This window comes from Bacillota bacterium, from assembly GCA_024653485.1.
Taxonomy (GTDB): Bacteria; Bacillota; SHA-98; order UBA4971; family UBA4971; genus UBA6256.
The window spans coordinates 94,386-108,369 of record JANLFY010000009.1; the positions used below are offsets into that span (position 1 = coordinate 94,386).

The window sequence follows — 13,984 nt, forward strand, 5'->3', positions numbered from 1 at the left end:
GCCGACCACCGAGGGGAACTTGTATCAAGAGCCATCGTTGGCCGCTGTCGGTGGCCGCGCCTTCCAAGCGCCCGAGCGTCACCACTACGCCGTGCCACCGTCGTCGCAGCTCGGTGGGTTCAAGACAACTGCGATCCGGCTGTTCGGACTACGCCGCCGCACGCCGTATTGCCAAACCTAGTCAGCAAGAGCGCCTCAGCCTGAAGGTCAAGGGCCCGCCTGCCGTCAGGTCTGGAAGGAAACGCGCCGAGTCTCGGAGAAACCCCCTATAACCTAAATCATGGGGTGACAGAGATGCCCGATATCGCGCTCATAGCGCCGTATGACAACCTCGCCACGGTGGCTCAGGACGTCCTACGCAGCATTGGAAAGCCTGTGAGAGTAGAGCGCGCGCTATTGGGCGACGCGCCAGAGGTCGCGCGGCGTCTCAAGAAAGAAGGGGTGCAGGTCCTGATCAGCCGCGGCGGGACAGCGCTCATTCTTCAAGACGCTCGCGACCTGGGCCTTCCCGTAGTGGAGATCCGAGTGACCGCCTACGACGTGGTTCGGGCTGTTGCACGGGCAAAGTGCTTCGGCCGCCACATAGGCATCGTGGGCTTCGAGAACATGGTGCTGGGGGCAAGCACGCTGAGCGACGCCATGGACGTGGACATAAAGGAGTTTCTCCTGGAACGGGCCCTGGACGCGGATAGAATGGTGCGAACCGCAATTGATGACGGGGTCGATGTCCTCATAGGCGGCGTGATCACGGTGAGGACCGCCGAACGGCACGGCGCCAAAGCCGTCCTCATAGAGTCCGGTCCCGAGGCCGTCAGGCAGGCCATTGATGAAGCACTTCGTGTCTTGTGGGTGAAGAAGCACGAGATGGCTCGGACAGAGCAATTCAAGCTCATCGTAGATAACGTATCAGACGGAATCATCTCTGTAGACGCCGCAGGACACATCACGGTATTCAACGAGGCAGCCGAGCGACTGACCGGCCTTTCCGTCGCCGATGCAATGGGACGCCACGTGAGCGAGGTTCTACCTGGCGTTGACTTCGCCGGAGTCCTGGCGACCGCCTCGCAACGGCAGAGCGGCCATCGTGAGCACCCTGCCGGCTCTCGACCGCGGCCTGCAGCACCTGAAGTGTGCCGCGTGAACGGAACCCTCGTCAGCGTGACTCGCGTGGCCATCATAGTCGACGGTCTGTGTGTGGGAGCGATCGGCACATTCCAGGACATCGGCAGACTACAGGCCCTGGAGAAGGACCTCCGCAAACGTCTTTATGCCCGTGGCCACGTGGCTCGGTTCACGTTCGGAGACGTTGTGGGGGGTAGCAGCGCGATCCAGGCCACTGTCGCAAAGGCGAAACGGTTCGCGAGCGTCGACTCCACGGTCCTCATTCTCGGAGAGACGGGAACGGGAAAAGAGCTTTTCGCCCAGAGCATCCACAACGCAAGCGCCAGGCGTGACGGGCCGTTCGTCGCCGTGAACTGCGCCGCGCTTCCGGAGAGCCTGCTTGAGAGCGAACTGTTCGGGTACGTTGAAGGTGCCTTCACAGGAGCCAAGCGAGAAGGGAAACAGGGTCTGTTTGAGCTAGCTCACCACGGAACGATCTTCCTCGATGAAATCGGTGGCATGCCTTTGCGTCTCCAGGTTCGCCTTCTCAGGGTCCTCCAGGAAAGGGAGGTCATGCGGCTCGGCGACGACCGAACTATACCAGTGGATGTCCGCATAATCGCCGCCTCAAACAAGGACCTTCGCAAGCTCGTTGCGGAGGGTGTCTTCCAACCGGATCTGTACTACCGCCTTGATGTCCTCAAGCTAGTAGTACCTCCCTTGCGCGACCGGCGGGAGGACATACCTCTTCTCGCGAACGCGTTCGCGAAGACTCTATCGCGCAAGCTGGGAAAGGCTTTCCAAGGTTTCGCCAACGAAGCCCTTTCTCTTTTGTCGGCTCACGCATGGCCCGGCAACGTAAGAGAGCTAAAGAATGCCGTGGAGAAGTGCCTGGTTCTCTCCGATGACGGGATCATCACACCGAGCCACGTGCTTGACGCCTTGGGGGAAGACTCAGTTTCGTCCACTGGTGGCCTGGATGACCCGACCCAACTCCGAGCAGACCTCCAGAGCCTTGTCAAGGCGGCAGAACGCGAAGGCATCGCCCGTGCCATCCGAGAGTGTCACGGCAACAGAAGCGAGGCCGCTCGTCGCCTCGGAATCGATCGCACCACGCTGTGGCGCAAGCTGAGAAACGACACCGCCAGCCAACATCACAGCGCACGCCGAGACAGCAGCCCGGGCTCATAACCACGTGGTGCTCGGCTCGCGGGCAGTCGCGCAATGTACTCACCACGATCGCGCAGAGGACGCCACCTGCACCCTCGCCCTCTCGTTTGCCATTCGGTGTGAGCAGACGCACGGCCGCAGACCGACCGATGTTGTTCGCGGTACGTTGCACTGTCGCAATATCGACGCTGCCCTTCTGCAACATGCGGCAGCCGACCCGCACGCCGCGAGGTCACGTTCACCCAAGTCCTCAGCCACAGTTCGGCACCCCCGAAACACTGGCACGCCACTTGCGAACGTCTTACGGTGATGCATGGTCGCCGCTACTACCCTCTCCCGGTCCCCAGTGAGACCGGACGAGTGAGCTGGGTCCGTGCACCAAGCTGAACGAGACGTCTACAGAGGAATCGGCGACGCGACTTTGAAGGCGAGGTGATGTTCCCGTGGTTCTGGACTTGAGGTATGGCCGGTCCAGCGTCTCCCTAGACTTGGACAAGCTCGGAAAAACCCAAGTCCTGCTGGGCAAGGAGGCCGAACGCCTTCCAGATCTCCGTGCTGAGGTTCTCCACAAGCTCAGATGCCCGACGGGCGTCCGCAGCCTTGTCGAAGAAGTGACACGCACGCGAAGCAGAAGGGTCGCTATCATCGTCAACGACGTCACCAGGCCTACACCCTACGCCGACGTCTTGCCACCCCTTCTAGGCGAAATCCGAAGGGCGGGCGTGCCCGACACCCACGTGACGCTCGTCGTCGCTACCGGGATCCACCGCGGGATGACAGCCGAAGAGCTCCGGCTGACACTGGGCGGGGACGTCTGCGACAGGTACGAGGTCGCAAATCACGATTGCGACGACCAGACCCGCCTGGTCCATCTCGGTCGGCTCAGCTTCGGAACGGAGCTCTATGTGAATCGACTCGTGCTCGAGGCGGACTTCGTCTTGGCCACCGGGGTCATCTCGCCCCACTACTTCGCTGGATTCTCCGGCGGCAGGAAAGCAATACTTCCAGGCGTATCAGGTCGAGGCTCCATCTCACACAATCACTCCCTCATGACCTCCAAAGCGGCCACTGTGTGCAACCTGGAGGGAAACCCGGTCCACATCGAGATGGTCGAAGCCGCACGCAAGGTCGGTGTGCATTTCATCGTGAACACAGTGACCGATGGGCTTGGAAAGACGGCGGGTGTAGTGGCGGGTGACGTTGAGAGTGCGTGGCTCGAGGGAGTGGAGATGTGCTCGCGTTTCGTCGTTGCCCCTGTGGCACGGGAGGTTGACGTGGTGATTGCCAGCGCGGGCGGGTTTCCAAAGGACATCAACGTCTATCAGGCGCAGAAGGCCATCGACAACGCCGAACGCGCGACGAGACGCGGAGGCACCATCGTGCTTCTGGCTGAGTGCCCGGAAGGATGCGGAGAGCAGACCTTCGAGAGTTGGATGATGAACGCGCAGAGCCTTGATGACATCTTCAGCCGCTTCGCCGCCGGGTTCGAGCTTGGGGGGCACAAGGCGTACAGTCTGGCCAGAGTGCTGCGGGATAAGGAAGTAATCCTGGTCTCCTCTCTCGACCAAGCCTTCGTGCGAAAGCTCTTCATGACCCCCGCCAGGAGCCTTGATCAGGCGCTCGAGATGGTAAGGTCAAAGCATGGGAGCGAGTATGAGTCAGTCGTGATGCCGTGCGCAGGAAACGTTATCCCCGTCCCGGGAGGTGATGTCGAGGATCGTCCCATACTGCAGACCCCTTGACGCTGTGTGGAAACGAAGTCGAACTGCGACGAACACACGAACTTCAGGGAGGTAAGGGAAATGCGCCTTGTAACGAGAGTCGTTGCGGTGTGCGTGGTCGTTTCGCTGACTCTGATCGGTTCCGTGGTGTCCGCAGCCGCGAAGTTTCCCGAGAAACCCGTAAACTATCTGATTTGCTTCGACCCCGGTGGAGAGTCAGACATAACGGCGCGGCTGCAACAGCCTTTCCTCGAGCAGGTCCTTGGGGTGAAAGTGGTCATCTCGTACAAGACCGGAGGCGGAGGCGCCGTCGGCTGGTCAGAGCTGGTACGCTCGAAACCCGACGGGTACACGATGGCGGGAGACAACTTGCCCCATACGATACTCCAGCCGTTGCAGCGCGGAGACGCGGGGTACAAGACCGAGCAACTCAAACGAGTCTATTGCTTCGAGAGTACCCCGAACGCCCTCGTCGTAAGGAAGGATAGCCCCTTCAAGACACTCAAGGACCTCGTAGACTACGCCAAGGAGCACCCGGAGGTGGTGACCCTCGGGGGTAGCGGGAGCTGGTCCGCCAACCACTTAGGCGTTCTCGAGCTCAATCAGGCGGCCGGTATCAAGTTGACCTACATACCATTCAGCGGCTCGGGCGCAGTCGTCCCCGCGTTGCTCGGAGGCCACGTAACAGGACTCATGACGTACACGACTATGGCTGTTCAGTACAAGGACCAAATGCGTGTGCTGGCGGTCGCGGCTGAGAAGCGCTCGGCTGTCTTGCCTGACGCTCCCACGTTCAGAGAGCTTGGCTACGACATAGTTGAAGGAGCGTATCGAGGAGTCTCCGTTCCCCCGAATACACCTGATGACATCGTCAAGATACTGGCCGACGCATTCGATAAGGTAAACCGCAACACGGACTTTCAGAAGAAGATGCAGGAGATGGCGTTCGATCTCGAGTTCATGGGGCCCGAAGAGTACGAGAAGTTCGTTCAGTCGAGGCGTCCCTACTATGAGAAACTCCTCAAGGACCTCGGCGTGCTGAAGTAGGCGAAGTGCACGAGGACGTGCGAAGCGTGGCGCGCACAGTCGGGGCAGGTCCGCGGACTCCCCCGCCTGCCCCGACCCTCGGTCGGAATCACAGTCAGCCAGGTGAGGATGGTGATACGAATGGACGCTATAGTGTCCGGGATTATCCAGGTTCTGTCTCCCGGCAATCTCCTCTTGATGCTCGCAGGCACCGTCGGCGGCCTCATCGCAGGCGCGCTGCCAGGTCTCACGGCCACGATGGCGGTCGCCCTCGTAATCCCATTCACGTTTGTGTTGCCGCCGTTGACCGGCCTCGTGACAATGGGCGCAATCTACATGTCGGCGATATACGGTGGCAGCTTCTCCGCAATACTCATCAACACGCCGGGGACTCCCTCATCGATCGGGACTTGTTTCGACGGTTATCCCATGGCAAAGGCCGGTAGGGGTCAGGAAGCCATAGTCGTCGCCACGATATCCTCGGTCATCGGCGGGCTGTTCGGGATCGCCGTGCTTGCCTTCCTGGCGCCGCCCCTTGCTCGCGTCGCCCTGCGGTTCGGCCCTCCCGAGTACTTCTGGGTCGGCATCTTCGGGCTCAGCGTAATATCGAGCCTTGCATCGAAGTCGGTCCTCAAAGGGCTCGTCGCCGGGGCCGTAGGTCTCTTGATAGGTATGGTCGGCATCAGTCCCGTCGGAGGAAACGTGCGTTTCACGTTTGGTGAGCCGGCCCTACAAGGCGGAGTCCAACTGGTATGCGCCCTCATCGGGCTGTTCTGCATACCCGAAGTCCTTTCGCTTGTGCTCCAGGGAGCGCAGGCCTATGAAGCCGTGCGTCTCGGGAAGCAGAAAGGCGTCATCAGGTCGACGGTACAGAAGGTGTTGCGCCAGCCGGGAAATCTCTTGCGTTCCAGCGTAATCGGGACGATCGTGGGCATCGTGCCAGGCGCGGGCGGCAACATCGCCAACCTCATAGCGTACAACGAAGCGGTGCGTGCTTCGAAACACCCTGAGAAGTTTGGCACCGGGATCATTGATGGCCTGATCGCCACCGAGACATCCAACAACGCTACTGTCGGAGGCGGGTTGATTCCCCTTCTCACCCTGGGAGTACCGGGTACACCTGTGGACGCCGTCATATACGGAGGCCTTCTGCTCCAAGGGCTCCGACCCGGGCCAGAGCTGTTCCGGTTGCATGCTGATATCACGTACGGTTTCATTTTCTCTCTCTTCATCGCCACCCTCATGATGCTGGCGGTGGGCCTCGCCGTGGGGACAGCTCTTCACAGACTCGTATCGCGCATGCCCTTGAGATTCCTCGCTCCATCCATAGTCTTCCTGAGCATAATCGGGTCATACGCAATTCGAAACAACATGACGGATGTGTGGGTCATGCTCGCGTGTGGAATCATAGGGTACGTCCTCAAGGAACTCGACTTCAACCCAGCCCCGATAGTGCTCGGCCTCATCCTCGGGCCAATCATCGAGGAGGGTCTCTTACAGTCGCTTCTCATCTCAAGGGCGTGGCAGCATCCCTGGCTCGTATTCGTCAGGAGTCCCATATCGATCATCCTGATCCTCATGACGCTGATTTCGTTTGCATGGCCATACTTGTCATACTCCGCGGGGCGTCGTCGACGGAAGGAGGGCGCATATGTCGAGCGGTGACCGCATAGCCGCTTTGGTAGTGATGGCCGTGGCAGTCATCTTCGGCGTCCAGCTCAGAGGCCTTGAGAGCGCGGATGCCCTGTTCCCGAAATGGGTCCTTGCGCTAGCAGTCGTGATGTCCGTCTGCCTGCTCATCATGACGCTGACTGGGAGGAGTCCGCAGAAACCCCTGAAGCTTCCGAACATGCGAACCCTCGGGATGGCTGTAGGACTCATGATCTCATGGCTCATTCTCATTCCGATCGCAGGGTTCTACGTAGCAAGCGTGCTGGTGTCCACCGTCTTCGCGGTGCTTGTTGACAGCAGAGTTCGTCAGCCTCAAGCCCTCGCGACTTCATTCGCTGTCATCGCCATCGAGATCGGTGTTTTCTATGCAGTCTTCGCCAACCTGCTCGATGTCCCCTTGCCTCCCGGTTTGTTGTTCTGAAGAGGCCTGAGGGGCGGACGAGCAGTGGCGCGCGGGTATGCGCAACCACGTCAGGCGCAAAGTTGACGGAAACACGTTTGGGGGATTGCAGACATGGACAACATGAGCATAGCTGTGATTCCGGGCGACGGAGTCGGTCCCGAAGTGACCGCGGAAGCGGTCAAGGTGCTGAGGGCCGCCGGCGAAGTACATGGGGGAATGGCGCTGACTTTCGTGGAGTACTCCTGGGGCTGCGAGTACTATCTGAAGCAGGGTCGCATGATGGATGAACACGGCCTTGACGCGCTTAGAGATCACCACGCCATACTCCTGGGGGCGGTCGGAGCTCCCGGGTTGGTTCCAGACCATGTTTCCCTCTGGGGTCTCCTGCTTCCAATCCGCAAGACCTTCGACCAGTATGTGAACCTCAGACCAGTGAAGCTGCTTCGCGGCGTCCCTGGGCGACTCGTGGGCAAGGGCCCGGAAGACATCGACTTCGTGGTCGTCCGCGAGAACACAGAGGGGGAGTACTCGGGAGTCGGAGGCAGGGTGCACGTCGGAACGCCGTTCGAGGTCGCCATTCAGAGCAATGTGTTCACGCGTCACGGAACGGAGCGTGTCGTCAGATATGCCTTTGAGCTGGCAAGAAAGCGCCAGAAGGCGAGGCGCGTCATATCCGTTACGAAATCGAATGCCTGCAACTACAGCATGGTGTTCTGGGACGAGGTCTTTCACACCGTGGCAAGAGACTACCCAGACATTGAGGCGGTACAGACCCACGTAGACGCAGCGGCCATGTACGTGATCACCAAGCCGGAGTGGTTCGATGTGGTCGTCGCGACGAACCTCTTTGGAGACATCCTGACGGACGAGGGCGCGGCAATCCAGGGCAGTATCGGCCTTGCAGCAGGCGCAAACCTGAACCCGGAGAGGAAGTACCCATCGATGTTTGAGCCGATCCACGGCTCGGCGCCTGACATAGCCGGCAAAGGGATAGCGAACCCCATCGCCACGATCTGGGCCGCCGCCATGATGCTGGATTTCCTGGGCTACGAGGATGTCGGGGCCTTGGTCATGTCCGCCATAGAACGGACTCTCCTCGACGATGCGCCGAAGCCGTTCGACCTGGGTGGAACGGCGACCACGTCTGAGGTAGGCGATGCGGTATGCGAGAGCCTTTACCGGCTAGCGGGGTAACGCCTAGCCGGCTGGGCGGGTAGGGCACGAGGCGCAACGCACGGCCGCCCTCTAGCCCGGTTCCGCGGCTTACTGGCGGGAGACCGGGAACTGAACAGAGTGAACAGTATTATCCCTGAAAGCACGAGAGCGCCCCCTGCGATCGCAGTGGCCGGGGGCTTCTCTTTGAGCACGGCCATCGCCAGAAGCGTGGCGCCCACCGGTTCCCCGAGGACGCTTACGGATATCACAGAGGCGCTGACGTACCGGAGTGCCCAGTTGAACACGGTATGCCCCAAAATGGTTGGAACGACTGCAAGGGCGAGGAAAAGCACGTAATCAAAGACGGGATGCGGGTGGACGCGCGCGCCCACGACCAAGCACCCGGCGCCGAGGACGAACGAGCAGACGCCGTAGACCACAAAGGCGTACGGCGCAGTGGACAGCCGCTGCCTGACCTCCCGTCCCACGATCACGTATCCCGCGAACATCGCCGCCGACAGAATGGCGAGCATGTCGCCCAGTAGAGCGGAGTCGGCAGCCGCGGAGTCGCCCAGCCCGATCGTGGCCGATCCGACAGCGGCTACGATCGCCCCTACCACGGCCGCTGCCGGCGCAGTCTCGCGGAAGATGAGGCGGCTCGCGAGCATCACGAAAAGGGGATGCGTCTCCACGAGCACGGCGGAGCTTGCAACGGAGGTGAGCGCGAGAGACGTCATCCACGCGCCGAAATGGACCGCGAGGAGGCCGCCCGCGAGGACCGAAAGGCCGAGGTCCTTGAGGCGCATCGCCATTATCTCGCGCCGACCGCCCACGAGCGCGGGTGGCGCCAGCAGGAGCGTGGCAAGCCCCATCCGCCATGTGGCGATCACCAGCGGAGGCGCGGACGACAGGCGCACGAAGATCGACGCGGATGACACCGCGATGACCCCCACGGCTATGGCGAGCCACGGAGCGACCGTCGGACGGCCGGCAACCACACCTGGAGCCCTCGACGGACGCGCCATCGCCTGCCCCTTCGTCCCTGCCACGTCAGTGTCCGTTGCAGCACACCTCCGTTCTTGGCTCTCCGTCATTGCTCTCCTTCATTCGCCTCACGTGCTGCCTCATGTGCAGCCGCTTCAACGCACCGCCTCAACTGCCCCGAAGGACTTCCCAGAAACCCAGCCTGCCCCGGCACAGCGCGAGTCCCGGCGTGGTCGCGGCGTAGGCGCGGCGTGGGCACGGCGCAGTCGCCGCGTCGTGCGCCCAGCCCATCCCAATCCCGCAGCGCGGCTCTCGCCAGTCCCTTGGGCTTTTCACGCAACCCTGGTCAGGGTCATTGGCCGGGATTCAGCTCATCCGGCCGCAGACCGGACAGTTGGGGTCGCGCGCGGCGACCACCTCTCGCCATGCCATCGCGAGCCCATCAAACAGAAGCAGCCGCCCGACGAGAGGTTGTCCCAGCCCCAAGATCACCTTGATTGCCTCAAGGGCCTCGATGCTGCCTATCACACCCGGGACCGCCCCCATGATCCCAGCCTCGCGGCACGAAGGCACCGCCCCCGGAGGAGGGGGTTGCGGGAACACACACCGGTAGCAGGGGCCTTGCCCGGGGATGACGGTCAGCACCATGCCGTCGAATCTCATCACGCCCGCCTCGACCAGTGGCTTGCGAGCCTCCACGCACGCGTCGTTCACGAAGTACCTGGTCTCGAGGTTGTCCACGGCATCCACGACCACATCGTATGGCTCAATGAGCGCGGCCGCGTTCTTGTCAGTGACAGCCATCCGATGCGGCACCACGTGGACCCCGGGGTTGAGCCGCGCCAGCGCTCGTCTCGCCGACTCCACCTTTGGGAGGCCCAGCTCGTCAACACCATGCAGAATCTGCCTTTGCAGGTTGGACAGTTCCACCGCGTCTGAATCCACCAGTCCGAGAGTCCCCACTCCCGCGGCGGCGAGGTACATGGCCACCGGCGATCCAAGGCCGCCCGTCCCCACCACGAGCACCTTGGCCGCGTGCAGCTTCGCTTGGCCCGCCTCCCCTACCTCGGGCATCACAAGCTGCCTGGAATAGCGCATCCTCTCCTCGCTTGTGAGCATGTCCTCATCACCGCCCGCGCACTTTCCTCCTCGGTCGCCCTCGGCCGAGGCGTCCGTCCCTGGCAGAGGCCATGCGGCACCCGCACCCGCACCCGGCCCGACTGTCCGGCGTGGCTGCGCCTCGCAATGCCCGGCAGACCAGGCGGACCCATCTGCCTCTCAATGACACCGGACCGAGCTGCGATCCGCCCGGTCCGGCCCGCAACCGGTCTTCCCGTTCCGGCTTGCGACGCGCTGTCGCATTCCGTGCATGAGAAACTTGAGTCACGAGCAACCCGCTCTCGCCAAGACCCGCCGAAGCGCTCTCGTTGCCTCACGTAGTACTTCATTTTCGTCAAGAGACAGGAGTCTCCTCCCGTACATCAAGACACGCCCGTCCACTATGGTCGTGTCCACGTCTGAAGCGTTGGCTTCGTACACCACCCGCGACACCACGTCCACACCCTCTCCTGGAGCCGCATGAGGCGCTTCGAGGTCGAGCACCACGACGTCGGCTCGCTTTCCCGGCTCTATGCTGCCAATCTCGTGTTCCATGCCCATGGCCCGTGCCCCACCGATCGTCGCCATCTCGAGCACAGTCTGAGCCGGCATGGCGGCGGGCCCCAGACGGACCTTCTGTATGAGAGCGGCATGGCGCATCTCCTGGAACACGTCGAGGTTGTTGTTGCACGGCGCGCCGTCGGCGCCTATGGACACGGACACTCCCATGTCGAGCATCTCAGGCACTTTCGCGATCCCCGAAGCGAGTTTCAGGTTCGACGACGGGCAGTGCACGACCTTCGTGCCGGAATCGCGCAGGATCGCCATTTCCTCGTCGTCCAGCCAGATGCAGTGAGCGAGCACGAGGTTCGGCCCGGTGAGTCCCAACTCGCGCAGGCATACCAGGTTCCTCATGCCTCTGTCTCGCCAAACGACCTCTATCTCGCCGCGGTTCTCCGACGCGTGCGTGTGCACGAGGACCCCCGCCTCCTTCGCCATGTCGCGCACGCGCACGAGGAGCCTATCCGAACACGATACCACGAACCTCGGTGCGAAGGCGTAGCGTATCCTGCCGTCATCGTGCATGTGCCACCGATCGAGAAGGGCCTCGCTTTCGCGGAGAGAGTCCTCGGTGGATTCCATGAGGCTCGACGGTACGTCCTTGCCCCAATCCATCATGACTTTTCCGGACGCGGCACGGATGCCGGACGAGTCGATCGCCCAAAACGCGCTCTCAGTGTGGTGAACGGTCTCCATGTCGATGACGGACGTGGTCCCGCCTTTCACGAGCTCCGCAATGCCGAGCATGGCAGACCAATACACGCTCTCCTCATCGTGAGCGCCTTCCAACGGCCATATGCGCTTCTTCAGCCAGTCCAGGAGCTCGAGGTCGTCAGCCTGTCCCCTGAAGAGGGTCTGGCAGAGGTGCACGTGCGCCTGGACGAACCCCGGAAGCACAACCTTTCCGTACGCGTCTATCACTATGTCCACGTCATGTCTGTGAGCCCCGGTTGGAAGCACGTGAACCTCCGCACCCATCGCCTCGCCGTCGTCCGCGAAGCGCTGCATCGCGTCCTGCCGTGCCCACGCTGGTTCAACGTCCCCCCCTCGAGGGCTCGTGCCTCCCTGAAGCGCGTCACCCACCCATTGCACTCTCTCAAAGCCGAGGCGCTTCATGCTTGCTGACGAGGAGCCCTCGCGCGTGACTTGGGCTATGCGGTGCCCATCTATGAGGACGTCAGCGCAGTCAAGCACTTCGCGCTCTCGGTTCATGGTCACAACGGTTCCGCCGCGAATGAGGATCTTCGCCACCTACGCCACTCCCTTCTCCTCTATTCCGAGTTCCTCGAGCTTCTCGCGGGTGGGAACGCCGTCTTTGGTCCAGCCTCGCTCGGAGTAGTACTCGGGAAGCAGCTCCCCAAGATTGACCGTAACTCCTTTCGCCGGCCCCCCGGGGAGGCCTTCCTCTAGGAACCGCCTCGGAAGAGTGTCATCGCGCGGCGTCATGCCGCACCTTAGATTGAACGCCCTTTCCGTATTGACTATCCTCTCACCTATCGATAGGAGCTCGGCCTCGGAGTGCTGTCGCCCGGTCGCGAATGTCAGGAGATCCGCCACATCCCGGGGCAGGATGGCATATGTCGCGAACGTGCAGTACTTGCATATCTCCGCAGAGTCGCACACGGCGCCATAGTTCTCATGCCATATTACCATGCCCACCTTGCCCTTTTCCGTGTACGGGTTGACGCAATCGGGGGTTCCGAACCAACGAATCCCCTCCTCCCTCGTCTTGCTCAGGAGCTCAAAGTTCGGAAGAGCCCGCAGGTGGTCGCCGCCTCTGCTCGCCACGGCCTCGCCGAGAGCGAATCCTTTGCCTGTTCGCACATCAAACGCCGGAAGCTCGAGCCCCTTCACGTGGAGAGCGAACCCTTCGCTCCCGGGAATCTCGGAGGACATCGCCTTGACGCCCTTCGCCAACAGCGCCCCTACGCCGTCGCGACGGGCGATCTTGTGGAGGCACTCGATAACGAAGTCCGCATCGCCCCACTCGTACTCCTCATCGATAAGACCGCGTTGAGAGCACTCCATGAGGAACGCGATGCTCGTGCCTGCGGAGATCGTGTCGATCCCATAGTCGTTGGCGAGCTGATTGGCCTTGAGGATCGCGTCGAGTGAGCCCACGCCCACTCTGCTTCCAAGCGTGACCATTGTCTCGTACTCCGGGCCCATGTTCTCGCATTCGTACGGCCCGCTCGGAACGCGAGCATAGTTCTTGCAGTGGAGTATGCACGAGAAACACGCTTTCGAAGCGAGTTTGTATGTATCTTGGTACACGTGGCTCGAGATCTCATCGTAACGATCAAACAAGCCGAGCTGCGCGTTCTTCGTGGATAGACCCCCGCTCGCCTGGGCGATGTCCACGAGGATGAGCGTTCCGTACTCGGAGAAGTCAGCGTAGGTCGGATCCGCCATGAGCTTCGTGTGACACTCGCGGACCTTCGCCAGGAACCTCTCGTCGTCAGCCACGGGGATGTCTCCTGATCCACGCACCGCGACGGCCTTCAGGTTCTTCGACCCCATCACTGCTCCGACTCCGGTGCGCCCCGCGGCGTTGTGGCCCGCTGCCATGATGTTCGCGTAGGGGACCAGGTTCTCACCCGCCTGGCCTATCGCGATGACCTTGATGTCCTTCCCATGCGTGTCTTCAAGGAGTCTTGTGGTGTCGAACACGCCTCGTCCCCAGAGGTGCGACGCGTCGCGCAGCTCCACATAATCGTCTTCGATGAATAGGTACACGGGACGCTTCGCCTTTCCGCGGATTATCACGGCGTCGTACCCCGCGAAGCGCAGCTCGGGACCAAAATGCCCCCCGGAGTTGGCGTCCCCGAGGAGCCCTGTGAGCGGCGAGCGGCATCCAACGGTGAACCTACCAGACGAGGGGGAGAGCGTTCCGTCGAGCGGACCTGTCGCGATGGTTAGGACGTTCTCGGGGGATAGGGGGTCGACATCAGCACCGACGAGATCATAGAGGACTTTGGACGTGAACCCGCGGCCTCCCAGGTACCCTGACCGCCACTCCTCGGGCACCCTTGACTTGCGCGCGCAGCCGCGAGTGAGATCCACCCAGACGAGCCTTTCCACATGCGACACGCGC

General features: G+C 61.8%; 10 protein-coding genes. 6 read left to right on the top strand and 4 right to left on the bottom strand.

Annotated elements, in window-relative coordinates; genetic code table 11:
• The first annotated feature begins 294 nt into the window (after positions 1 to 294).
• From NUW12_08800 to NUW12_08825, 6 genes are all read left to right on the top strand, one after another.
• Positions 295 to 2,292: a sigma 54-interacting transcriptional regulator gene (locus tag NUW12_08800; protein ID MCR4402863.1), complete on the top strand. Its 1,998-nt coding sequence runs from the start codon at positions 295 to 297 to the stop codon at positions 2,290 to 2,292.
• 422 nt (positions 2,293 to 2,714) lie between these two features.
• A complete protein-coding gene (larA, locus tag NUW12_08805; protein ID MCR4402864.1) occupies positions 2,715 to 4,013 on the top strand; it encodes a nickel-dependent lactate racemase in 1,299 nt (432 codons plus the stop codon).
• A 60-nt stretch (positions 4,014 to 4,073) separates the two neighbouring features.
• Positions 4,074 to 5,039: a tripartite tricarboxylate transporter substrate binding protein gene (locus tag NUW12_08810; GenBank protein MCR4402865.1), complete on the top strand. Its 966-nt coding sequence runs from the start codon at positions 4,074 to 4,076 to the stop codon at positions 5,037 to 5,039.
• Between the two features lie 120 nt (positions 5,040 to 5,159).
• Complete coding sequence (locus tag NUW12_08815) at positions 5,160 to 6,683, top strand: tripartite tricarboxylate transporter permease (protein ID MCR4402866.1); 1,524 nt, start codon at positions 5,160 to 5,162, stop codon at positions 6,681 to 6,683.
• On the top strand, positions 6,670 to 7,110 hold the full coding sequence (locus NUW12_08820) for a tripartite tricarboxylate transporter TctB family protein (GenBank protein ID MCR4402867.1): 441 nt from the start codon (positions 6,670 to 6,672) through the stop codon (positions 7,108 to 7,110). The genes NUW12_08815 and NUW12_08820 overlap by 14 nt, the downstream gene beginning before the upstream one ends.
• Before the next feature lie 93 nt (positions 7,111 to 7,203).
• Positions 7,204 to 8,286, top strand: a complete 1,083-nt coding sequence (locus tag NUW12_08825; GenBank protein ID MCR4402868.1) for a tartrate dehydrogenase — start codon at positions 7,204 to 7,206, stop codon at positions 8,284 to 8,286.
• Here the strand turns inward: NUW12_08825 and NUW12_08830 are convergent.
• The 4 genes from NUW12_08830 to NUW12_08845 all read right to left on the bottom strand — a co-directional run bounded on the left by NUW12_08830 (position 8,268) and on the right by NUW12_08845 (position 13,980).
• On the bottom strand, positions 8,268 to 9,341 hold the full coding sequence (locus NUW12_08830; GenBank protein MCR4402869.1) for a DMT family transporter: 1,074 nt from the start codon (positions 9,339 to 9,341) through the stop codon (positions 8,268 to 8,270). The genes NUW12_08825 and NUW12_08830 overlap by 19 nt on opposite strands.
• Positions 9,342 to 9,597: 256 nt before the next feature.
• On the bottom strand, positions 9,598 to 10,350 hold the full coding sequence (locus NUW12_08835; protein ID MCR4402870.1) for a HesA/MoeB/ThiF family protein: 753 nt from the start codon (positions 10,348 to 10,350) through the stop codon (positions 9,598 to 9,600).
• A 264-nt stretch (positions 10,351 to 10,614) separates the two neighbouring features.
• Positions 10,615 to 12,141, bottom strand: a complete 1,527-nt coding sequence (locus NUW12_08840; protein ID MCR4402871.1) for a 5'-deoxyadenosine deaminase — start codon at positions 12,139 to 12,141, stop codon at positions 10,615 to 10,617.
• Complete coding sequence (locus NUW12_08845; protein ID MCR4402872.1) at positions 12,142 to 13,980, bottom strand: aldehyde ferredoxin oxidoreductase family protein; 1,839 nt, start codon at positions 13,978 to 13,980, stop codon at positions 12,142 to 12,144. It lies immediately after the preceding gene.
• Between the last annotated feature and the right edge of the window lie 4 nt (positions 13,981 to 13,984).